The 20,785-nt window shown below is 64.4% G+C and carries 21 protein-coding genes, 1 tRNA gene and 1 pseudogene; 15 read left to right on the forward strand and 8 right to left on the reverse strand.

The annotated features are described in order from the left end of the window. Positions 1-28 precede the first annotated feature (28 nt). Positions 29-406, forward strand: a complete 378-nt coding sequence (locus J2X11_RS01565) for a YunG family protein (RefSeq protein WP_309965842.1) — start codon at positions 29-31, stop codon at positions 404-406. On the opposite strand, the gene J2X11_RS01570 is transcribed toward J2X11_RS01565, so the two are convergent. The 3 genes from J2X11_RS01570 to J2X11_RS01580 all read right to left on the reverse strand — a co-directional run bounded on the left by J2X11_RS01570 (position 398) and on the right by J2X11_RS01580 (position 4,779). After that, entirely contained in the window at positions 398-1,309 is a 912-nt protein-coding gene (locus tag J2X11_RS01570) for a hydroxymethylglutaryl-CoA lyase (RefSeq protein WP_309965845.1), read from the reverse strand. The genes J2X11_RS01565 and J2X11_RS01570 overlap by 9 nt on opposite strands. After that, positions 1,306-3,159, reverse strand: a complete 1,854-nt coding sequence (locus J2X11_RS01575) for an acetyl/propionyl/methylcrotonyl-CoA carboxylase subunit alpha (protein WP_309965848.1) — start codon at positions 3,157-3,159, stop codon at positions 1,306-1,308. The genes J2X11_RS01570 and J2X11_RS01575 overlap by 4 nt, the downstream gene beginning before the upstream one ends. Before the next feature lie 78 nt (positions 3,160-3,237). Further along, on the reverse strand, positions 3,238-4,779 hold the full coding sequence (locus tag J2X11_RS01580) for a carboxyl transferase domain-containing protein (RefSeq protein WP_309965852.1): 1,542 nt from the start codon (positions 4,777-4,779) through the stop codon (positions 3,238-3,240). A 46-nt stretch (positions 4,780-4,825) separates the two neighbouring features. On the opposite strand from J2X11_RS01580, the gene J2X11_RS01585 reads away from it, so the two are divergent. The 3 genes from J2X11_RS01585 to J2X11_RS01595 all read left to right on the forward strand — a co-directional run bounded on the left by J2X11_RS01585 (position 4,826) and on the right by J2X11_RS01595 (position 6,313). Then, complete coding sequence (locus J2X11_RS01585; protein WP_309965855.1) at positions 4,826-5,377, forward strand: TetR/AcrR family transcriptional regulator; 552 nt, start codon at positions 4,826-4,828, stop codon at positions 5,375-5,377. A gap of 31 nt (positions 5,378-5,408) precedes the next feature. Then, complete coding sequence (locus J2X11_RS01590) at positions 5,409-5,939, forward strand: hypothetical protein (protein ID WP_309965858.1); 531 nt, start codon at positions 5,409-5,411, stop codon at positions 5,937-5,939. Positions 5,940-6,028: 89 nt separating this feature from the next. Beyond that, positions 6,029-6,313, forward strand: a complete 285-nt coding sequence (locus tag J2X11_RS01595; protein ID WP_309965861.1) for a hypothetical protein — start codon at positions 6,029-6,031, stop codon at positions 6,311-6,313. A 51-nt stretch (positions 6,314-6,364) separates the two neighbouring features. Here J2X11_RS01595 and J2X11_RS01600 read toward each other — a convergent pair whose 3' ends face one another. Beyond that, entirely contained in the window at positions 6,365-7,885 is a 1,521-nt protein-coding gene (locus J2X11_RS01600; RefSeq protein ID WP_309965864.1) for an MFS transporter, read from the reverse strand. A 104-nt stretch (positions 7,886-7,989) separates the two neighbouring features. Here J2X11_RS01600 and J2X11_RS01605 point away from each other — a divergent pair, with 104 nt between their 5' ends. Together J2X11_RS01605 and J2X11_RS01610 are read left to right on the forward strand one after the other, a co-directional pair. Further along, positions 7,990-8,517, forward strand: a complete 528-nt coding sequence (locus J2X11_RS01605; RefSeq protein WP_309965869.1) for a TetR/AcrR family transcriptional regulator — start codon at positions 7,990-7,992, stop codon at positions 8,515-8,517. Between the two features lie 21 nt (positions 8,518-8,538). Continuing rightward, positions 8,539-8,814, forward strand: coding sequence for a DUF2277 domain-containing protein (locus J2X11_RS01610; protein ID WP_309965871.1), 276 nt, complete (start codon positions 8,539-8,541; stop codon positions 8,812-8,814). On the opposite strand, the gene J2X11_RS01615 is transcribed toward J2X11_RS01610, so the two are convergent. Continuing rightward, positions 8,815-9,573, reverse strand: a complete 759-nt coding sequence (locus tag J2X11_RS01615; RefSeq protein ID WP_309965874.1) for a class I SAM-dependent methyltransferase — start codon at positions 9,571-9,573, stop codon at positions 8,815-8,817. A gap of 33 nt (positions 9,574-9,606) precedes the next feature. Next, positions 9,607-10,407, reverse strand: a complete 801-nt coding sequence (locus J2X11_RS01620) for a crotonase/enoyl-CoA hydratase family protein (protein ID WP_309965877.1) — start codon at positions 10,405-10,407, stop codon at positions 9,607-9,609. A gap of 55 nt (positions 10,408-10,462) precedes the next feature. Between J2X11_RS01620 and J2X11_RS01625 the strand changes: the two genes are divergently transcribed. From J2X11_RS01625 to J2X11_RS01635, 3 genes are read left to right on the forward strand one after another with little or no spacing between them, the layout of a single operon-like run. Beyond that, positions 10,463-10,750, forward strand: coding sequence for a WhiB family transcriptional regulator (locus J2X11_RS01625; protein ID WP_309965880.1), 288 nt, complete (start codon positions 10,463-10,465; stop codon positions 10,748-10,750). A 48-nt stretch (positions 10,751-10,798) separates the two neighbouring features. Continuing rightward, positions 10,799-12,055, forward strand: coding sequence for a YncE family protein (locus J2X11_RS01630; protein ID WP_309965883.1), 1,257 nt, complete (start codon positions 10,799-10,801; stop codon positions 12,053-12,055). Between the two features lie 44 nt (positions 12,056-12,099). Next, positions 12,100-12,585: a hypothetical protein gene (locus J2X11_RS01635; RefSeq protein ID WP_309965885.1), complete on the forward strand. Its 486-nt coding sequence runs from the start codon at positions 12,100-12,102 to the stop codon at positions 12,583-12,585. A 105-nt stretch (positions 12,586-12,690) separates the two neighbouring features. Here the strand turns inward: J2X11_RS01635 and J2X11_RS01640 are convergent. Further along, positions 12,691-12,773 (reverse strand) — tRNA-Leu (locus tag J2X11_RS01640). Positions 12,774-12,933: 160 nt separating this feature from the next. Between J2X11_RS01640 and J2X11_RS01645 the strand changes: the two genes are divergently transcribed. From J2X11_RS01645 to pknB, 6 genes and pseudogenes are all read left to right on the forward strand, one after another. Then, on the forward strand, positions 12,934-13,653 hold the full coding sequence (locus J2X11_RS01645; protein WP_309965888.1) for a DUF3662 and FHA domain-containing protein: 720 nt from the start codon (positions 12,934-12,936) through the stop codon (positions 13,651-13,653). Further along, complete coding sequence (locus J2X11_RS01650) at positions 13,653-14,129, forward strand: FHA domain-containing protein FhaB/FipA (protein ID WP_309965892.1); 477 nt, start codon at positions 13,653-13,655, stop codon at positions 14,127-14,129. Before J2X11_RS01645 ends, J2X11_RS01650 begins: the two co-directional genes overlap by 1 nt. Before the next feature lie 3 nt (positions 14,130-14,132). After that, entirely contained in the window at positions 14,133-15,407 is a 1,275-nt protein-coding gene (locus tag J2X11_RS01655) for a PP2C family protein-serine/threonine phosphatase (protein WP_309965895.1), read from the forward strand. Beyond that, positions 15,404-16,774, forward strand: a complete 1,371-nt coding sequence (locus tag J2X11_RS01660; protein ID WP_309965899.1) for an FtsW/RodA/SpoVE family cell cycle protein — start codon at positions 15,404-15,406, stop codon at positions 16,772-16,774. The genes J2X11_RS01655 and J2X11_RS01660 overlap by 4 nt, the downstream gene beginning before the upstream one ends. Beyond that, complete coding sequence (locus J2X11_RS01665) at positions 16,771-18,243, forward strand: peptidoglycan D,D-transpeptidase FtsI family protein (protein ID WP_309965903.1); 1,473 nt, start codon at positions 16,771-16,773, stop codon at positions 18,241-18,243. The genes J2X11_RS01660 and J2X11_RS01665 overlap by 4 nt, the downstream gene beginning before the upstream one ends. 76 nt (positions 18,244-18,319) lie before the next feature. After that, positions 18,320-19,999 (forward strand): annotated as a pseudogene (pknB, locus tag J2X11_RS01670) (Stk1 family PASTA domain-containing Ser/Thr kinase); the annotation flags it as partial. 41 nt (positions 20,000-20,040) lie between these two features. Here pknB and J2X11_RS01675 read toward each other — a convergent pair. Further along, entirely contained in the window at positions 20,041-20,772 is a 732-nt protein-coding gene (locus J2X11_RS01675; RefSeq protein ID WP_309965909.1) for a DUF881 domain-containing protein, read from the reverse strand. Between the last annotated feature and the right edge of the window lie 13 nt (positions 20,773-20,785).

Below are 20,785 nucleotides of genomic sequence, written 5' to 3' on the forward strand. Positions count from 1 at the left end.
GTCAGTGCCGACGCCTACCGTCGTCCGCATGACGCTCGAAGCCGTGATCCTCGCACTGCGCGAGTCCTGGGGACCTGACACCTGTGCGCCCGAGGATGTTGCGGACTGGACTCCCGACAATCCGTCCCGCGGCCAGTGCGCCACGACTGCCCTCGTGTTGCACGACTTCTTCGGCGGATCGCTGGTCATGGGTGAGGTCATCGTTGACGGTCAGCGTGTCGACTTCCACTGGTGGAACCGGCTTCCTGATGGCGAGCAGGTCGACCTCACGCTGGAGCAGTTCGGCCCTCACGAACACGTGGTCGGAGCGATGGAAGTTGTCCGACCGACCGGCAAGACGCGCATGGACACGCAATACGCCTTGCTCGCGTCGCGGGTGACGGCTCGCTTGGCACAGTCAGCCTAGGGCGCGTACGACGGCGCTGGCCGGCTCCTTGCCGAGCTGCTGACCCATCCACACGCTGGTCGCGACAAGCGCTTCCAGGTCGACGCCGTGCTCGATGCCGAGACCGTTGAGCATCCAGACGAGATCCTCGGTGGCGAGATTGCCGGTGGCACTCTCGGCGTACGGGCATCCGCCGAGACCACCAGCCGAAGCATCAAAGGTCGTGATGCCGTGGCAAAGCGCGGCATAGGCGTTCGCAAGCGCCTGTCCGTACGTGTCGTGAAAGTGCATCGCGAGGCTCTGCACCCCAACGCCTGACTCACCGAACGCGTCGATCAACGCTCCGACCTGAGCTGCCGTTCCAACGCCGATCGTGTCGCCCAGTGAGAGCTGCGATGCGCCGAGATCCAGCAGGCGCTTGCCCGCGGTGACGACCTGGTCGATCGGAACGTCGCCCTCCCACGGATCGCCGAAACACATCGAGACGTATGCGCGCACGTCGAGTCCGGCCTCCCGAGCGCGGACGACCACGGGCCCGAACATGGCGAACTGATCATCGAGCGTTGAGTTCAGGTTCTTCTGCGCGAAGGTCTCCGTCGCGCTGCCGAAGATTGCGATGTGCGTGCAGCCCGCCTCGAGGGCACGATCGAGGCCGCGTTCATTGGGCACCAACACCGGCAGCGGCACCGGTCCATCGAGCTGAAGGCGTGCGACGAGTTCAGCCGCATCGGCGAGCTGTGGGACCCATTTCGGATGTACGAAGCTGGTCGCCTCGACGATCGGCAGTCCAGCCGCGACGAGGCGGTCGATGAATTCGGCCTTGACCTCAAGCGGCACGATGACGGACTCGTTCTGCAGACCGTCACGAGGTCCGACCTCATAGATCGTGACCTGCTTCGGAAGCTCCGCGTCGCGGACGATCACGCCGGATCCACCGTGAACAGCAAGTGCTTGATCGGCACCTGATCGCCGACCGCCGCACCGACATGCGCGACGACGCCGTCGTACGGAGCCAGCAAGGCGAGCTCCATCTTCATGGCTTCAACCACACCCAGGCGGTCTCCGAGTGCGACCACATCACCTTCGGCGACATCGATCCGCAGCACAGTCCCGGGCATGGGGGAGACGACATCGGCTTCCGTCGAAGCACCTCGTTGGTGACCGCCGCGCATCGGGTCTGGCGTCTCGAACGTCCAGACTGCACCGTGCCACGAGATCAAGACGTGATCGCCCTCGATGATCGCGAGCGCGCCAGCGTCGGCGTAGTCCTCGATCTGGAAGGCGTATGACCAGCGGCCGCCGTCTTCATCGTCCAGCTCAACCAGGGTTGGCGCTGGGTCACCGCCGGAGCGCCAGCCGTCGTTGACCGAGAACGGCGCTTCGCCGTCTAGCGTCATGTAGCGCGCCCGTAACTTGGCGGCCGCGACCGCCGCCTCCTCGGGCACCGTCGGGCGTTCGAGCAGGTCCGCCGAAGCGTCGCTGTCGAGCCAGCCGGTGTGCACTTCGCCCGCCGCGAACTCGTCGCTCGCGACGAGCCGGCGCAGGAAACCGGTGTTGGTCGTGATGCCAAACAGACCCGTGTTGTCCAGCGCCGCGACCATCTCAGCAATCGCATTGCCTCGATCCGCACCCGACACGATCACCTTGCCGAGCATCGGGTCGTACGCGGTCGACACGTCGTGGTTGCGCTCGAGGTCCGTCTCGACTCGTGCGGCATCCGGCCAAGCGGCGTCGAGCACGTGACCGGCCTGCGGAAGAAAGCCCGTGTAGGGGTCCTCGGCGTACACACGCACCTCGATGGCGTGACCCGTCGACGTGATCTCGTTTTGGGCAAGCGGCAGGTCCTGACCCGCGGCGACCGTGAACTGCCACTGCACCAGGTCGAGCCCTGTGATCTCTTCGGTGACACAGTGCTCGACCTGTAGCCGGGTGTTCATCTCGAGGAAGTAGGCCTCACCGCCAGCGACGAGGAACTCGACTGTGCCGGCGCCGGTGTAGCCGACCTCCTTGCACAGCGCGACGGACGAATCGTGGAGCGTTGAGCGGAGATCGTCACTGAGACCGAAGGCGGGCGCTTCCTCGACAACCTTCTGATGGCGACGCTGGGCCGAACAGTCGCGTTCGAAGAGGTGCACGACATTGCCCGCGTTGTCGCCGAAGACCTGCACCTCGACGTGACGGCCTGACTCGATGTACTTCTCCACCAGCATCGTGTCGTCGCCGAAGGCCGAGGCAGCTTCACGCCGCGCGGCCTCAAGCGCCGGCGCGTAGTCCTTGGCGTCCTCGACGATGCGCATGCCCTTGCCGCCTCCGCCGGCCGCGGCCTTGACCAGTACGGGGTACGCGTCGGCAGGAACGTTGGTCGGATCGAACTGCGGAGTGACCGGTACGCCGGCCTTCTCGGCAATCGCCCGTGCCCTGTCCTTGCGGCCCATCGCGTCCATGACCTCGGCCGTCGGGCCGATGAACACGAGCCCGGCACCAACGACCGCGCGAGCGAACTCGGCCCGCTCCGACAGGAATCCGTAACCCGGGTGGATCGCCTCGGCACCCGACTCCTTCGCAGCAGCGAGCAGTCGGTCGATGTTGAGGTACGACTCGTTGGCCGCAGTCGGCCCGAGGTGCACGGCATCGTCGGCGAGTTGCACGTACGGCGCGTCAGCATCGGCGTCGGAGTAGACCGCGATGCTACGAAGGCCCGCTTCGCGACAGGCGAGAATCACGCGGCGAGCAATCTCGCCGCGGTTAGCGACAAGAACAGAACTGAATGTCATCGCCGTGACCCTCCTCGGAGACCTAACTGGACCACACGCTCGGTGCGGCAGAGACAACGTTGCGTAACCATAGGCTCGCTACATTCGGAAGACGCCGAAGCGCGGTTCGGGAGTCGGTACGGCCGTGGCGACCTGCAGCCCCATAGCCAGGACGCGACGCGTGTCGACGGGGTCGATGATGCCGTCGTCCCACAGCCGCGCACTGGAGTAGTAGGGCGAGCCCTGCGCGTCGAACTGTTCGCGGATCGGAGCGCGGAAGTCGGCCTCGTCCTCCGCCGACCATTCCTCGCCGCGGGCTTCCATTCCATCGCGCTTCACGGTTGCCAGCACGGCCGAGGCCTGCTCGCCGCCCATCACCGAGATCTTGGCGTTGGGCCACATCCAGAGGAATCGCGGATCGTACGCACGCCCGCACATGCCGTAGTTGCCAGCGCCGTACGAGCCACCGATCACGACCGTGAACTTCGGCACGACCGATGATGCGACGGCCGTAACGAGCTTGGCGCCGTCTTTGGCGATGCCACGGTTCTCGTACTCCTGCCCGACCATGAAGCCGGTGATGTTCTGCAGGAAGACCAGCGGAATGCCGCGCTGGTTGGCGAGCTCGACGAAGTGCGCGCCCTTGAGCGATGACTCGCTGAACAGGATGCCGTTGTTGGCGACGATCGCGACGGGGTAGCCACAGATTCGGGCGAAGCCGCAGACCAGAGTCTCGCCGTACAGCGGCTTGAACTCATGGAGACGCGAATCGTCGACAAGCCGGCGGATGACCTCCCGCACGTCGTACGGCGTGCGGCCGTCGGTCGGGACAACGTCGTACAGCGTTTCGGGATCCTCGCGAGGTTCGACCGACTCGTGCGGCGGCGGCAGGCTTGTGGGGCGCTCAAGCGTTCCGACGATCGAGCGGACGATCTGCAGAGCATGCTCGTCGTCGTCGGCCAGATGATCGACGACACCGGACGTACGGGCGTGCACGTCACCACCGCCCAGGTCCTCGGCGGTGACGACCTCGCCGGTTGCAGCCTTCACCAATGGGGGACCGGCCAAGAAGATCGTGCCCTGGTCCTTCACGATGACCGTCTCGTCGCTCATCGCCGGTACGTACGCGCCACCGGCGGTGCACGAACCCATGACAGCGGCAATCTGCGGGATCTGCTTCGCCGACATTTGGGCCTGGTTGAAGAAGATGCGGCCGAAGTGTTCGCGATCGGGGAAGACCTCGTCCTGCATCGGCAGGAACGCGCCACCTGAGTCGACGAGGTAGACGCATGGCAGGTGGTTCTCCGCGGCAATGGTCTGCGCACGAAGGTGCTTCTTGACCGTCATCGGGTAGTAGGTGCCACCCTTCACGGTCGCGTCGTTCGCGACGATGACGCATTCGCGGCCGCTCACTCGGCCGATGCCAGCGATCACGCCAGCGCTCGGCACCTCGCCTCCGTACATGTCGTACGCGGCCAGCGCGCCGATCTCGAGGAAGGGCGAGCCCGGGTCAAGCAGATGATCAATCCGGTCACGGGGCAGCAGCTTTCCGCGGTCAACATGACGTTGACGCGACTTCTCGTTGCCTCCGAGACGGACAGCGGCCAAGCGGGCACGCAGATCGTCAACCAGTTCACGCATGGCAAAAGGTTAACAGTCGTTAACCAGAATCGGCTACTCTGCTCTTGTGACCGTTCGACGCCCGCAGCAGATTCTCGACACCGCAGCCAAGCTATTCGCTGAGCGAGGCTTCCATGGTGTGTCCGTGCATGACATCGGAAATGCGTGTGGCATCTCTGGTCCCGCACTCTACAAGCACTTCGCCAGCAAAAACGACATCCTGACGCAGTCGCTCACGGCGATCAGTGAACGCCTGCTCGCGGAGGGACTGGCGCGCCGAGATGCAGCCAACACTCCGGGTGAGGCGCTCGAGGGCTTGATCGGCTGGCACATCGACTTCGCGCTGAGCAATCCCGCGCTGATCGTCATCCAGGAACGCGAGTGGGCCAACCTCGAGAGTGCCGGTCGCAAGGAAGTGCGCTCCTTGCAGCTCGCCTATATCGACGTGTGGGTCGACACCGTACGTTCGCTGCGCGGTGATCTCGGGCCCCAAGAGGCCCGGGCCTGCGTACAAGCGACGTTTGGCCTGATCAACTCCACCCCGCACAGTGCCCGGATCAGCGCACCGGCGATGCGGGCTCGACTGGCGCGTATGGCTCGGGCGGCTCTGCTCTCATAGGATTCGAGCACCCAAACTTCAGGAGCTCACCATGGTGGATCTCGGCAAGCTGCTCGGCGGCTTCGACTCTAAGAAGCTGCAAGAAGTCATCGACCTCGTCTGGGATAACAAGGACGATCTGGCCAACAGTGCTCAGTTCGCCAAAGAGATCCCCGACCTCATTCGCACCCTGGCCAGCGGGCTGTCCGAGGCGGGCGGTCAGGCTCGCGCAGCAGGACTCGCACTGGTCGGCGACGACGGCAAGTCCGGTGCCACCACCAAGCTCGGCAGCAGCGCCAAGACGCTCGGATCCATCGCCGAGAACCTCGCCTCGGTCGCCAAGTTCGTGACTGACGCGGCTGACGACATCAAGGGTGTGCCGCTCATGGGCGGTCCCGCCAAGCAGCTCAGCGGTGCTGCCAAGACCATCCACGGCACGACGACCAGCCTCGGCGGACTCGCTGACGACCTGGTCGGACTGGCTGACATCCTCGGCAACGTCGGTGCGGCTCTCGGCAAACTCGGCGACAGCCTGGACTCGTCCGGAACCAAGGCACAGGGCTTTTTCGGCGCGCCTGCTTGAGCGTTGAGATGCTTCCATTCCGGCTCGCGACGGGTCTAGTTTGAAACCGTTCGCTTGAACCGTCAGGCGACATCTAGAAGGAGAACCTGATGGCAACAGACTTCGGTCTCGGCGGAATCATCGCCAGCGTCCTTGCCGGTGCAGCAGGCGGTCAGGCTGCCGAGAAGCAGCCCAAGACCCCCAGCCCCGGCGGACTCGGCAGCATCCTGGGTGGTGGCGTCGGTGGCGGTCTGGGTGGTCTGCTGACGAGCGTTCTCGGCTCCGGAACCGCGGGTACTGACGTCACGGCGGTTGCCAGTCAGGCCGTCGGCGGCGGCGTGCTCGGCACCATTGTCACGATCGTGCTCGGCCTGCTCCTCAAGAAGAAGGCGTAGCTCTAGACCAAAAGTCGAACGCCCCCGGATCACCGGGGGCGTTCTTGGTGGTCAGGCGTCTTTGAGCGTGCGCCAGGCGACCCAGGCTGCGGCGAGGGCGATCACGATCGCCACCGCCGACGTGCGCTGAACACCAAGGTCGAACGCCGCCTGCGCGGACGCCATCAGTCGCTCGCCAACGACGTTCGGGAAGTACTCCGCGTACTGCACCGTGCCGCCGAGCGACTCGAACGACGAGTCGTTCTCGCCCCATTGCGCGACCGCCGGCACCGTGAGGTGTGAGCGGTACGTCGAGGTGAGCACGCTGCCGAGTACGGCCGTACCCAGCACGGCGCCAACCTCGTACGCAGTCTCCGAGATGGCCGAAGCCGCTCCCGCCTTGTTCGGCGGAACGCTGCTGAGCATCAGATCGTTCGTCAACGTTTCCGCCAAACCGATACCGAGTCCGAGCACAGCGAACGCGACCATGATTGACCACGTCGACGGCGTGCCGAGGAATGCCGCGATGGCGTAGCCCGAAGCGGACATCACGAAGCTGGCAGCAACAACAACCCGCGCCGGCACGAAACGCACGAGGCGCACAGCAGCGAAGCCACCGAGCACTGTGACGAGCAGGCCAGGCAAGAGCGCCATGGCGGCCGACATCGGCGACAGCCCCATGCCGAGCTGCAGGAACTGCGCGGCGAAGAAGATGAATCCGGCGTAGCCCATGAGGCTCAGCAGGTTCGCGACGATGGCGCCGCTGAACACGCGATCCGAGAACAACGCGAGGTCGATCATCGGGTCTGCGATGCGTTGCTGGCGACGTACGAACACAACCGCGCTCGTAACACCGATCGCGAGGCTCAGAACCGTGAGGTCGCTGATGCCGTGCTCGGCGAACTGCTTGATGGCGAACACGATCGGCAGCATGGTTGCGAGCGACAGACCGATGCTGGGCACGTCGATGCGCCCCGGACGTGGGTCGCGCGACTCGGGGAGCAGCACGACGGCGGCGATCAGGAAGATCGCAATGATCGGCACGTTGATGAAGAACACAGAGCCCCACCAGAAGTGCTCGAGCAACCATCCGCCGACAACTGGACCGAGCGCCGCGCCGCCGGCGAACATCGCTGCCCAGGCAGCGATCGCGAGCCGACGGTCTTCACGGTTCTCGAAGATGTTGCGGATCAGCGACAGAGTCGACGGCATCAGCGTCGCGCCGAATACACCGAGCAGCGCACGCGAAGCGAACAGCGCCTCAGCTGTCGGGCTGTATGCCGCGCATACCGACGCGATGCCGAAACCGATCGCACCGATCAGCAGCAGTCGCCGGCGGCCGATGCGGTCGCCGAGGCTGCCCATCGGAACCAGGAGTCCCGCGAGCATCAGCGGGTAGATGTCGACGAGCCACAGCATCTGCTCACCCGTCGGGTGGAGCGCCGAACTCACCTGAGGCAGAGCGAAGCTCAGCACGGTGTTGTCGATCGAGGTCAGGAGAACAGGCAGCATCAGCACCGCAAGCGCGATCCACTCTCGTGGTCCTGCGCGGCGCGTTGTGTCCGCGACATAGCGCGAGTCAATGATCGTCATAGCTGTCCTCCTTCTGCTGCATCTGTTGCGTTCTACTGTACCGGCTGGACGGTATAGAGAACGAATGGAGCGAGGGTGATATTCCCCTCCATTAGGCTGGGCGCATGGCAGCCGCTGAGCGATCGACCCGGGACCGGGTCCTCGACTCCTTCGAGACCCTTCTGGTGACCGCCGGAAGCCGAGCCGCGACCCTCGATGCCGTTGCCGCCGACGCCAAGGTGTCCAAGGGCGGGCTGCTCTATCACTTCCCGAGCAAGGACGAGTTGGTCGTCGGCATGCTCGCTCGACTGCGCGAGCAAGGTGCCGCAGACGCCGCGAAGATGCGTACGGCCAAGAAGGGTCCCGTCGACTACTACTTGAGCACCTCAGCGCACACCGGCAGCGACTTCGACCGCGCTCTTGTCGCCGCGGCACGCATCGCCCAGGAGCACGACCAGCGCGCGTCGGAAGCCTTGGCCGACCTTCGCGATGGCTGGTTCACGGTGCTGCGTGAGCACCTCGGCGACGAGGCACTCGCTCGCACGATCCAGCTGATCGGCGACGGCCTCTACTTCGACGACACGATGGGGCTGCAGGCGAAGGGCGCTCTCACTCACGTACGCAACGTGCTCCGACGTCTCGACGTGCTCTAGGGGCTGATCTAGCCTGAAGGCATGTGCCGAAACATTCGAACCCTTCACAACTTTGAGCCCGCCGCGACCAATGATGAGGTCCAGGCTGCCGCGCTCCAGTACGTCCGCAAGGTGAGTGGATCGACCAAGCCGTCGAAGGCCAACGAGGAAGCGTTCAACAACGCCGTTGCCGAGATCGCCCACATCACGGGGCACCTGCTCGAGGACTTGGTGACCAACGCTCCGCCGAAGGATCGCGAGATCGAGGCCGCGAAGGCCAAGGAACGCGCCGCGAAGCGTTACGCCACCGCGGGCTAACTACGCCTTGCGGAGCTTGAGGAAGATGCTCGGGCCGAAGTTGTTGCGCGCCAGACGCTTCTGAGTCGCGCGCTCGATCAACAGCATCGCGCTCTTCGGCAGCGTCTTCTTGACCCGCTCACTGCGAAGGTTGGACACCGAGAGCTTGCTCTCGAGCGTCAGTCCTGCCGCGGCGAGCTGTCCCACGACGGTGTCGATGTTGTGGTTGACGAAGGCAATCGCGTCCGGCTCGTCGGCCTTGACCGTACGGATACTGACCGGCTCCTTGGGGAGCTCGATGCCTTCCTTCTTGTGACGGCGACGGTTCTTGAAGTGGCCGTAGTTGGCGACCTCGATGATCGCGGTGCCGCCCGGCGCCAGGACGCGCGAGATTTCGGCGAACTCAGCTGACGGCTCGGGGATGTGGTGCATGACGCGGACCATCGTCACCAGGTCGAGCTCGCCATCGGCGAACTTGAGGTCGTCGGCCTGCATCTGCGCCTGCACGATGTCGGTGCCCTCGAGCACCTTCTTGGCTGCCTCGAGCTGGCTCGCGGCTGGCTCGGCAAGAGTGACCTTGTCGGCGAACGTACGCAGCAGGATGCACAGGCGACCGAAGCCACCGCCGATGTCGGCTGCGCTGCCGTAGTGCTGACCCTTGAGGAGGCGCCGGATCGCGATGTGCTCGGCGGCGTTCTCGTAGTCGCGATTGTCCCAGTACTTCGTGTAGTCGTAACCACGCTCGTACTGGTTGGCTACCTTCTTGCTCTTCTCGGCCACCGGGACACCCTAGCAACGGTGCGCGACCGGACCCTATTTGAAGGTACGGGGCTTGTATGCCGCCGGCTGCTTGGCCGTCGCGGCCTCGCGAGCAATCTTGGTGTTGACCGACTTGAACATCGTCGCCTGGAGCTTGCGCTCAAGCCTCAACGCGGCGCGAAGGCTGCCGCGACGGTTGGCGTACAGGAGCTTCTTGGTCGCTGCGACCGAGTCCGGCGACCGTTCGACGAGCTTTTCGATGAGTTCAAGCGCCGCCTTGATCGGCTCGTCGACTGCTTCGGTTGCGAGTCCGACTTCGACGGCGCGCGTTCCAGTGATCTGCTCGCCCGTCATCGACAGTCGCATGACGTCATCGGCCTTCATCTGATCACCGAAGGGGACAGTTCCGCCCATGTCGGGCACCAGACCCCACTTGGCTTCCAGGATTGACCACGTTGCGTCGGGGGTCGTGAACCGGAAGTCAGCACCGGCGGCGAGCTGCACACCTGCGCCGTAGCAATGGCCGTGCACCACGGCGATGACCGGCAAGGGCAGATCGCGCCAGATCGTCGTGACCTTCTGGAACTTGTTGACCAGGCGGGGGCCGGCGAGGAAGAAGCGTGCGACCTTCTTCTTGTCCTTGAAGGCTGCGCCGAAGTCGAGGCCCGCGCAGAACGAGCGTCCCTTGCCCTGCAAGACCACTGCGCGGACGTCGCGATTCGACTTGAGCGCCTCAGCTGCTGCGATGAGCTCCTCGATCAGCTCGAGGTCGACGCCGTTGAGCTTGTCGGGCCGGTTGAGCCACACGTACGCGATCTGGCCGTCGATCTCGGTGATCACCCGCGGTTCAGTCATTCCGCGATGTTATCTGCACACGTTTAGGGAACGGCCATTCGGGGAAATAGGGGTCATGGTCAACATCAAGAGGCTCCCCCTACCCCTGATGGATGTGTACGACTGGCAGTACGACGGTTTGTGCATGGACATGGACTCGGAGGTCTTCTTCTCGCCGGAAGCCGAGCGTGGTGCCAAGCGCATCCGCCGTGAAGACGCCGCCAAGGCCCTGTGCCGTCAGTGCCCCGTGATCGAGAGTTGCCGCCAGCACGCGCTCAGGGCGCAGGAGCCGTACGGCGTGTGGGGAGGGCTCAGCGAATCCGAGCGTGCCGAGATGGTCGGGCAGCGCTCAGTCGCGAGCTGAACCACTCGTTGTCATAACCAACAGCAGTGTCCGCGCGTTGATTACGTCATGCGCCGCACACTGAAGCTCTCGCTTGTTCTTGCTCTGATCGCCCCGATGGCCGTATGGACCATCGCCCGAGGGGGCGCAGATGCCGCGACCACCACTCCCAAGACCGTCATGTTTGTCGGCAACAACTGGGACGGCACGACCGACGTCATTGACCCGGTGACGTTCAAGCGACTCAAGCGCATCGACGTCGCACCCGACCGCAAGGAACGGATCGCCGCGATTCAGAAGGACCCGGTCGCGCTGGCGTTCTATCTCGCGATCGGACAGCTGGTCGGCGAAGGCCACGACCAGTTCAACGACGACATGTTCAGCACCCCCGACGGCAAGATCCTCGCCGTCTCGCGTCCGAGCCTGGCCGATGTTGTCGGCATCAACATCGCGAGCGGCAAGATCGTGTGGCGCTTCCCGATGGAGGGCTACCGCACCGATCACATGGGCGTCTCTCCTGACGGCACCAAGCTCCTGGTCTCCGATTCGACGGCCAACAAGGTGCACGAGCTGAACATCCGTACCGGCGCCAAGCTCCGCGAGTTCCCCTCAGGCGATACACCCCATGAGAGCAACTACACGAAGGACGGCGGCAAGATCTTCCACGCCAGCATCGGTCGCGTCTACGTGCCCGCGGATCTGAGCGGCAACGGCAGCGTCAACAAGATCGCGAAGGGCAAGCAGGTCTTCCAGATCGTCGACAACAAGTCGTTCAAGATCCTGAAGACGTGGGACATGGGCGCCAAGCTCGCCGAGGCGGGCTACCCCGGTATGAGTTCGGCAGTGCGGCCGATGGCAGTCGCTCCTGACGAGCGGTACGTCTACCTGCAGGTTTCGTACTTCCACGGGTTCGTCGAGTTCGACACCAAGGGCGCCGGCAAGGTCGTCCGCTTGGCCAACCTCCCGCAAAGCGCAGCCGCACAGAAGATTCCCAAGTCGAAGTACGTTCTCAACTCCGCGCACCACGGCATCGCGATGAACGCGGCCGGCACCTCGCTGTGCGTGGCCGGCACGATGTCCGACTACGCGGCGATCGTGAGCCGCAAGACCTTCAGCTACAAGATCCTCGATGTCGGCCCCAAGCCGTACTGGGCCACCACCGGCCCCGGCGGCAAGACGTGCTGGATGTCGACCAGCGGCAATGATCAGGTTGCGGTCATCGACTACGCGACCAAGAAGATCATCAAGCGCATCGCGGTCGGCGATCACCCGCAGCGTGTCCGCGAAGGCCGCGTCGCGGCAGCGACCATCAACGCCTGGAAGTAGTCGAAACCTGCCGCAATCCGGGCGGATGCTTATATGGTCGGCCCATGATTCTCTCCCGTGTTTTTGTGGTTCTCATCGCCGTATCCACCCTCACCCTGACCGCATGCGGCAGCGACACCAAGGACACCGGAGGGTCGGGCGACGACACCTCCCAGGCCTCGGACGACAAGGGCGCCTGTTCGTCGATTCCGTCCGAAGCCGATGTTGAATCGATCATCGGCGCCAAGGTTCTGCCTGTCGAGGACCAGGGCACCGTCGGGTGTGCGTACGTGGGCGACGACAACAACGTCGGCGTGTACTTCCTGATCGACACCGACCAGTTCGATATTGACAACTACGCCAACCCCGATCCCCAGTACGCGACGATGCTCGACAACCCAGAACTGCCGGCCGGTTCCTACGTTCAATCAGGCGACCTGTACGCGAAGAAGGGCGACGTCCTGTACAAGGTGGTCGCCAATGTGAACGGAACCGTGGATGACGACCAACTGGCAACCGAACTGATGGTGGCCTGGCTCAAGCTCGTCTAACGGACAAACATGCGAGGGAGCCCGGAGCGGCTCCTTCCAATCCACTCTGCCTAATAAATGTCGAAGACCCCGACAGAAAAGCGTTGTCGGGGTCTTCGTCATTTGTGCGCGAGGGGGGATTTGAACCCCCACGCCCTTGCGGACACTGGCACCTGAAGCCAGCGCGTCTACCATTCCGCCACTCGCGCGTACGGCCCCGGCAATCGATGCGCAGGACCGAGGAATGAGTCTAACAGGCTGAAATGCTGTCCGATTCGTCACTCCGGCAGCGCACGAGAAGTCGCCTCTGCGACGTCGCCCGATACGATCGCAGGGAACACCAGTGATGACAACGAAAGGCGGAAGCTGATGGCGGGGGTGCTGCAGCGATTTGAGCAAAGACTCGAAGGAGCCGTAACCGGCGCCTTCGCGCGCGCGTTCCGCAGCGCGGTCCAACCTGTCGAGATCGCCGCTGCCCTGCAGCGCGAGGTCGACAACTCCGCGCACGTCCTTTCACGCGAGCGCATGCTGGTGCCCAACGACTTCACCGTCGAACTCTCACCAACCGACTTCGAGCGCTTGGCGCCGTTCAGCGGAACGCTCGCCGAAGAGCTGGCGACGCTGGTCAAGGAGCACGTCGTCGACCAGCGCTACACGATGACCGGTCCACTGAACATCGAGTTCAAGCAGACGGGCGAGCTGAGCACCGGACGGTTCCGCGTACGCAGCCGCACCAACTCCGCCGTCACCCCGGTCGAAGGTCAGCGCATGACCGAGACGGCCGTCCGCTCATCCGGCGTGGTCATCGAGGTCAACGGCATGAAGCACCCCATCAGTCCTCCCGGCCTCGTCATCGGTCGAGGCAACGAGGCCGACCTCAAAATCGACGACCCAGGCATCTCTCGCCGCCATGCTCAGATCGCGGTCAGCCGCAACGGCGGTGACACTGACGTCACCGTCACCGACCTCGATTCGACCAACGGCGTGATCCTCAACGGGCACAAGGTGGGCAGCGGTGTCGTGACTGACGGGGCCGAGATTCGCCTCGGCAACACCGTCATTGTCGTTCGACTGACGGGTGCACCCTGATGTCAGAACTGACCCTCACGCTGATCAAGCTCGCATTCCTGGCTGTGCTCTGGCTTTTTGTGCTGTCGGCGGTCTCGGTCATCCGATCTGACATCTTCGGCACCAAGGCACCCGTTCAGGTGCGTCCGGCCAAGGCGAAGGCCAAGGCCAAACCGACGGCGCGTGCCCGCAAGGCTCCACGCGGCGTACCCACCAAGCTGCAGGTCGTCTCCGGCCCCAACGCAGGTCAGAGTGTTCCCCTTGGGGACAAGCCGATCCTGCTCGGCCGCGGCACCGACGCTGCAATCCGACTCGACGATGACTATGTGTCGACGCGCCACGCCCGCTTCGCGACCAACGGCGAGCAGTGGTTCGTCGAAGACCTCGGATCCACCAACGGCACCTACCTCGGCAGCCAGCGCATCACCTCGCCCATCCCGATCGGTATCGGCATCGCCGTCCGACTCGGCAAGACCATCGTCGAGCTCCAGAAGTAGTCCATGACGTCTCTTACCTATCGCTATGTCGCGCTGACTGACACCGGTCTGCGCCGACCCGCCAACCAGGACTCCGGGTATGCCAGTCCGCGACTCCTGGTGATCGCGGACGGTATGGGTGGTGCGGCCGCGGGCGACCTCGCCTCGGCAGAGGCGATGCACATCATTCGTCAGCTCGACCAAGGCTTCGAAGGCGACGCCATGGATGCTCTGCGGCAGTCCGTCACGGATGCCAACGCCCGCCTCGGTCAACTGATTCGCAACGACCCTGCGGTCGAGGGCATGGGCACGACACTCGAGGCGATGCTGTGGGACGGCTCCAAGATCGCATTCGCTCACCTGGGTGACTCGCGCGCATACCGTCTGCGCGACGGCGTGCTTGAGCAGATCAGCACCGACCACACGTTCGTCCAGAGCCTGGTCGATGAAGGCAAGATCAGCCGCGACGAAGCCCGCGTACACCCGCATCGCTCCCTGCTGCTGCGTGCTCTGCTGGGACGCGACGACAACGAGGCTGACTACAACTGGCTCCAGCCGATGCTCGGTGATCGCTACCTCCTCTGCAGCGACGGCCTCTCCGACATGGTTGGCGACAACGTCATCGAGATGGCCCTCAGCGCCGAGACGATCGACCTCGCTGCGACCGAGCTGGTCCGTCTGGCGCTCGAAGCCGGCGGCTACGACAACGTCACCGTCGTCATCGCCGAGTTCGTCGACAAGGACGCCGCGGTCGACGAGAACTTGGCGTCATCCGACGGGCAGCCGCAGCTGGTCGGCGCCGCCGCCGGGCCCGCGCGCCCGCGTACGAGTCGGCGCTCCGATCCCAAGACCGCCGAGTCGCAGACCATCGACCCCGAAGAGATCCGGTACGCACCTCGCCCGCCGAGCAGCAGGCGCTGGCTCCGCTGGACCGCCCTCGGAATCGCGATCGCCGCGATCCTCGCGATCGCCGGTGGTGTCACTTACAACTGGTCACAGAACCAGTACTTCGTCGCATCGCACGAAGGCAAGGTGACGATCTACAAGGGCGTACAGGCAGACATCCCCGGCATCACGTTGCAACACGTCGACGAGATCACCGAGGTCGAGGTCTCCACGCTGCCCGAGTTCCGTGCCAAGCAAGTGCGAGCAGGGATCGAGGCGTCGAGCCGCGCTGAGGCCGAGCAGATTGTCGAGAATCTCGACCAGGTCGCCATCAAGCCGACCCCAACGCCGACTCCCAAGCCCAAACCCAAAGACACAGAGACGTCGACCTCTTCGGCGGTATGGCTGCGATGACCACGCCCGCATGGGTGCCTCGCAAGCGCCGGGGGGCCGAGTTCTTTCTCACCGTCTTGGCGGTGACGATCGGGATCTCTGCATATGCGGCCGTAGGACTTGGGGTCGAGGGCACCATCCCGGGTGACACCTACAAGCTCGGCTTCGCTCTGATCGTCGTCGCCGTCGCCACGCACCTGATCGTGCGTCGCGTCGCCCCGTACGCCGATCCGGTGCTGGTCCCGCTCGTCATCGCACTCAACGGCCTCGGCCTTGCGATGATCTACCGCCTCGACCTCGGCCGACAGCAGGTCAACGCTGATCGCCAAGCGTTCGCCAACGGCCAGCTCGTCTGGACTGCGATCGGTATCGCCGCCTTCGCCGCAATCCTGATCCTTGTACGTGACCACCGCCGACTGCAGACACTGACCTACACGTTCGGCGCCGTCGCCATCCTGCTACTGATCCTCCCGCTGATGCCCGGCATCGGCCGCACCATCAACGGCGCACGCATCTGGATCAACCTCGGACCGTTCAGCTTCCAGCCTGGTGAGGCGGCGAAGGTATGCCTCGCGATCTTCTTCGCGGGCTATCTCGTCGTCAAGCGTGATGCGCTCGCCCTGGCGGGCCGCCGTATTGCCGGCATCGACCTGCCCCGCGGTCGCGACCTCGGCCCGATCCTGGCCGGCTGGCTCATCAGCGTCGGCATCCTGATCTTCCAGCGCGACCTTGGGTCGTCGCTGCTGTTCTTCGGCTTGTTCGTCGTGATGCTCTACGTCGCCACCGAGCGCGCCGGATGGCTGGTCGTTGGTGCCGTGCTGTTCGTCCTCGGTGCCTACTTCGGCTACCTGGCCTTCGGCCACGTACGCGTCCGATTCGACGCCTGGCTCGATCCCTTCGGCGACCCGGACCGCAACGGCCAGATCATCAACGGGCTGTTCGGTCTGGCGCACGGTGGTGTGCTCGGCCAAGGCTGGGGTCTGGGCAGTCCACAACTGACCCCGTTCTCGTTCTCCGACTTCATCGCCGCGTCGATGGGTGAAGAGCTCGGACTCGCTGGCCTGATGGCCATCCTGATGATCTACGGACTCATCGTCGAGCGCGGTCTCCGCATCGCACTGACCTGCCGTGATGCCTTCGGCAAGCTCCTTGCAGCGGGCCTCGCGTTCTCGTTCGCGCTTCAGGTGTTCGTCGTCATCGGCGGCGTCACCCGGCTCATCCCACTGACGGGTCTGACGACGCCCTTCATGGCGCAAGGCGGCTCATCGATTGTCATGAACTGGGTGATCATCGGCCTACTGCTGCGCATCAGCGACCAGACACGTCGACCGGCGCCTGAGATCTCCACGTTCGAGCACGACGAGGAGACGCAGGTGGTGAAGCGATGAATCGCCCCATTCGCAATATCGCCATCGCCGCCCTCGTGCTCTTCATGGCGCTGCTGGTCAACGTCAACTACGTGCAGTTCGTTCAGGCCGACAGCCTCAACGCGAAGACCGGCAACAAGCGCGTCATCAACGAGGAGTTCTCGCGCGATCGCGGTCCGATCCTCGTCAGCGGCAAGCCCATCGCCGAGAGCGTGAAGAGCAAGGACGAATACAAGTTCCAGCGCCGCTACCCCGACGGGAAGCTGTACGCGCCGATCACGGGCTACTTCTCCTACATCTTCGGCAACGACCGGGGCATCGAGAACACCGAGAACGGTGTGCTCTCCGGCAGCGACAACCGTCTCTTCGTCAACCGAGTCGTCGACCTCGTCTCCAACAAACAACCCAAGGGCGGCAGCGTTGAACTGACGATCGACCCGCTGGCGCAGAAGACCGCAGCGAGTGGGCTCGAGGCACTCGGCGAAGACACCAAGGGAGCCGTCGCCGCGATTGACCCCCAGACCGGCGCCATCCTCGCCATGGTGACCCAGCCGTCGTACAACCCGAACCGACTCGCCAGTCACGACTTCAGCGAGGTCCAGAAGGCGTGGGAGCAGCTGACCACCAGCCCGAACCGGCCGATGTCCAACCGTGCGGCGCAAGAAGTTCTGCCACCCGGATCGACCTTCAAGCTCGTCACCGCCGCCGCTGCCCTCGAGAACCTCGACATGGATCCCAGCGACAAGGTCAAGGGTGGCCGCAGCCTGTCGTTCCCCGGTACGTCGTTCAAACTCCCCAACCAGGACGGCGGCAACTGCGGCGGCGACCCCATCACCCTTGAACGCGCCCTCAACGTCTCGTGCAATGTCAGCTTCGGCTCCCTCGCGCTCAAGATCGGCCAGGAAAAGCTCGCTGAGCAGGCGGAGAAGTTCGGCTTCGGCACCACACCGCTGACACAGCTGCCGTCCAACGCAAGCCGGTTCGCGCCCGTCGATCGGCCGCTGGAGCGCACCGAGCTGGCACTCTCCGGCATCGGCCAGTTCGAGGTCGCCGCGACTCCGCTGCAGATGGCCATGGTCACCGCGGCCGTCGCGAACGACGGCAACGTCATGAAGCCGTACGTCGTGAAGACCGTACGGTCGCCCAACCTCAGCATTCTCGATCAGGCCAAGCCTGAGCGGATTAGTGAAGCGATGAGTCCGTCCAACGCGGCGAAACTTCGCCGGATGCTGATCAGCACGGTCGACGTCGGTACGGCAACATCGGCTCGTATCCCCGGAGTCGAGGTCGGCGGCAAGACCGGTACGGCTCAGTCGACACCGGATCGCCCGCCCTACGCGTGGTTCGTAGCGTTCGCACCTGCCGACAACCCCAAGGTCGCCGTAGCCGTTCTCGTCGAGTCCACCGACATTGGTCGAGACGAGATCTCGGGTGGCCGACTCGCCGGGCCGATCGCCCGAGCCGTCATCGAAGCGGTGCTCGGCAAATGACCACACCAACGTCCAATGCAGCGATGCGCACCGAACCAGTTCATACTTCCAACAACCGTATTGAGAGACTGACATCATGACCGAACCCGTCGATGAGCCAATCCGCCTCGGCGAGCGCTATGAGCTCGGTGGGCTTCTCGGACGCGGCGGTATGGCCGACGTGCGAGTGGGCCGCGACCTGCGCCTCGGCCGTACGGTAGCCGTCAAGCAGCTTCGCTCAGACCTCGCGGCTGACGACACGTTCCAGGCGCGATTCCGCAAGGAAGCCCAGTCGACTGCGGCCCTCAATCACCCGTCGATCGGCGCGGTCTACGACACCGGCGAATCGATCGACAAGCACGGCAACCACGTCCCCTACATCGTGATGGAGTACATCGAGGGCCAGACGTTGCGCGACATCATGCGCGGTGCAGCCGACGGTCGCAAGATCCTGCCCGAGCGCGCCCTCTCGATCACGGCCGACGTACTCAGCGCCATTGACTACAGCCACCGCAACGGCATCATCCACCGCGACATCAAGCCGGCCAACGTCATGCTGACCCCGTCTGGCCAGGTCAAGGTCATGGACTTCGGCATTGCCCGCGCCATTGCCGACACCTCGTCTGCCATGACGCAGACGGCAGCTGTCATCGGTACGGCGCAGTACCTCTCGCCCGAGCAGGCTCGCGGCGAGACCGTCGACGCTCGCAGCGACATCTACTCCACCGGCTGCCTGCTCTACGAACTCCTCACCGGTCGTCCGCCGTTCGTCGGCGACAGCCCGGTGTCGGTGGCCTACCAGCACGTACGCGAAGAGGCTCGCCCTCCGTCGCAGCTCAACCCGGATGTCAGCTCCACCATCGACAACATCGTTGCCAAGTCACTGGCGAAGAAGGTCGAAGACCGCTACCAGAGCGCCGCTGACATGCGTAAGGACATTGAGCGCGCTATCGCTGGCCTCCAGGTGGATGCGCCGACGACCGCAACCGTCGCCGCTGGGGCCACCACCCAGCTCGCGCCCGCTGCACCGGCTGCCGCAACAACCACCGTGGGTGGAGGTCGCCGTGCGCTGCCACCTGAGGACGAGGACGACGACAACACCGCCAAGTGGTGGGGCATCGGCATCGTTGGCGTCCTGCTGCTTGCCGCACTGGTCTGGGGCATCATGAAGATGACCGAGCCGCCGCCGGAGGTCCCGCAGGTTGAGGTCACGGACGTCACCGGCATGCCGGTCGACACCGCCACGCGCGCACTAGAAAACGACGGTTTCTCGGTTGCCGCCGAGACCGAGCAACGCACTGACAACAAGCTCAAGGAAGGTCTCGTCATCGCGACCGACCCGCCGGCTGGCGAGGAAGTCGACGAGAAGAGCGAGATCACGCTGATCGTCAGCTCCGGTCCGGAGCAGGTCACGATTCCGGACTTCGACAGCTTCTCGTATGACGAAGCCAAGAAGGTGCTCGAGGACAAGGGACTCAAGGTCAAGAAGTCCGAGGAGGACAGCAGCCTGCCCAAGGATCAGGTGATCAACAGCAACCCGCCCGCTGGCGAGGTCGTCGACTTCGGAAGCACCGTCACGCTGAAGGTCTCCAAGGGTCAGTCGACCGTGCCCAACGTCGTCGGGATGAGCAAGTCTGATGCGATCGATGCACTCGAGGACGCAGGACTCAACGTCAACGTCACCGAGGATCCCGCGTCACTGTCACCCGAAGGCGAAGTCGCAGCTCAGGACAAGCCTGAGGGAACGGTCGTTCCTCCGGGAACGACGGTGACGATCACCGTCTCGACCAACCCGGGCGTACCAGATCCTGAAGACCCTTAGGACGAAGTCGCGCGCGCATACTCGAGGCTGACCGGTCCGCCGTAAGGCTTCATGTCGATGTCCTCAAGGGTCTCGATCTTGAGGCCGAGCTCGTACGCCTGCACGTAAAGGCGGTAGCTGGTGGTCTCGGGTGACCTCGCCAGTTCGTCATTCATTGTCGACTTGTTGCCGATTGCCTCGATCACATAGGGCGGCGAGTAGGGCACACCGTCAAGAACCACGGTGTTGCCGACGCACTTGATGCCGGTCGTGGAGATCAGCCGCTGGCCCTGCAGGGAGACCGCCTCGGCGCCACCGACGAGCAGCGCGTTGACGAACGCCTGGATGTCCTGCTGGTGCACCACCAGGAGATTGGGGTCGACACCCTCCGGATCAACACTCTTGGGAGCATCGGTCAGCGTGACGCGAATGCCCGGACCATGGAGCGCCGTCAGTCCGGTCGGCTGTTCGAGCTTGGCGACCTTGTCGCGGTAGTCGTCGAGCGCGGCGCCCGAGACCCCTGCCGAGAGCGAATCGATGTCGGATCTCAACTCGCGTGCATCGTCACGTCGGTGCGCGATGCGCTCCGAGCGTTCCTTGAGCAAGGAGCCCACGTCACCGCCGGCCGGGCGAAGGTCCGTGCCGTCGGAGTTGATCGACGCAGCGACGAAGAGGAAGCCCGCAACCACACAGATCGACAGAACGGCCAACGTCCAGCTCTGCCGCTCGTGCTTGCCGACCCTGGCCATACCTGAACTCCCT

The organism is Aeromicrobium panaciterrae, assembly GCF_031457275.1.
In the GTDB taxonomy this organism is placed as follows: domain Bacteria; phylum Actinomycetota; class Actinomycetes; order Propionibacteriales; family Nocardioidaceae; genus Aeromicrobium; species Aeromicrobium panaciterrae_A.

What these genes read in the sequence shown, in the direction of transcription:
- J2X11_RS01650 (WP_309965892.1), top strand. Translation starts at nt 13,653, where the DNA reads ATGTCAGAACTGACCCTCACGCTGATCAAGCTCGCATTCCTGGCTGTG.
- J2X11_RS01645 (WP_309965888.1), top strand. Translation starts at nt 12,934, where the DNA reads ATGGCGGGGGTGCTGCAGCGATTTGAGCAAAGACTCGAAGGAGCCGTA.
- J2X11_RS01600 (WP_309965864.1), bottom strand. Translation starts at nt 7,885, where the DNA reads ATGACGATCATTGACTCGCGCTATGTCGCGGACACAACGCGCCGCGCA.
- J2X11_RS01575 (WP_309965848.1), bottom strand. Translation starts at nt 3,159, where the DNA reads ATGACATTCAGTTCTGTTCTTGTCGCTAACCGCGGCGAGATTGCTCGC.
- J2X11_RS01630 (WP_309965883.1), top strand. Translation starts at nt 10,799, where the DNA reads ATGCGCCGCACACTGAAGCTCTCGCTTGTTCTTGCTCTGATCGCCCCG.
- J2X11_RS01635 (WP_309965885.1), top strand. Translation starts at nt 12,100, where the DNA reads ATGATTCTCTCCCGTGTTTTTGTGGTTCTCATCGCCGTATCCACCCTC.
- J2X11_RS01565 (WP_309965842.1), top strand. Translation starts at nt 29, where the DNA reads ATGACGCTCGAAGCCGTGATCCTCGCACTGCGCGAGTCCTGGGGACCT.
- J2X11_RS01590 (WP_309965858.1), top strand. Translation starts at nt 5,409, where the DNA reads ATGGTGGATCTCGGCAAGCTGCTCGGCGGCTTCGACTCTAAGAAGCTG.
- J2X11_RS01605 (WP_309965869.1), top strand. Translation starts at nt 7,990, where the DNA reads ATGGCAGCCGCTGAGCGATCGACCCGGGACCGGGTCCTCGACTCCTTC.
- J2X11_RS01620 (WP_309965877.1), bottom strand. Translation starts at nt 10,407, where the DNA reads ATGACTGAACCGCGGGTGATCACCGAGATCGACGGCCAGATCGCGTAC.
- J2X11_RS01595 (WP_309965861.1), top strand. Translation starts at nt 6,029, where the DNA reads ATGGCAACAGACTTCGGTCTCGGCGGAATCATCGCCAGCGTCCTTGCC.
- J2X11_RS01665 (WP_309965903.1), top strand. Translation starts at nt 16,771, where the DNA reads ATGAATCGCCCCATTCGCAATATCGCCATCGCCGCCCTCGTGCTCTTC.
- J2X11_RS01660 (WP_309965899.1), top strand. Translation starts at nt 15,404, where the DNA reads ATGACCACGCCCGCATGGGTGCCTCGCAAGCGCCGGGGGGCCGAGTTC.
- J2X11_RS01610 (WP_309965871.1), top strand. Translation starts at nt 8,539, where the DNA reads ATGTGCCGAAACATTCGAACCCTTCACAACTTTGAGCCCGCCGCGACC.
- J2X11_RS01625 (WP_309965880.1), top strand. Translation starts at nt 10,463, where the DNA reads ATGGTCAACATCAAGAGGCTCCCCCTACCCCTGATGGATGTGTACGAC.
- J2X11_RS01580 (WP_309965852.1), bottom strand. Translation starts at nt 4,779, where the DNA reads ATGCGTGAACTGGTTGACGATCTGCGTGCCCGCTTGGCCGCTGTCCGT.
- J2X11_RS01655 (WP_309965895.1), top strand. Translation starts at nt 14,133, where the DNA reads ATGACGTCTCTTACCTATCGCTATGTCGCGCTGACTGACACCGGTCTG.
- J2X11_RS01675 (WP_309965909.1), bottom strand. Translation starts at nt 20,772, where the DNA reads ATGGCCAGGGTCGGCAAGCACGAGCGGCAGAGCTGGACGTTGGCCGTT.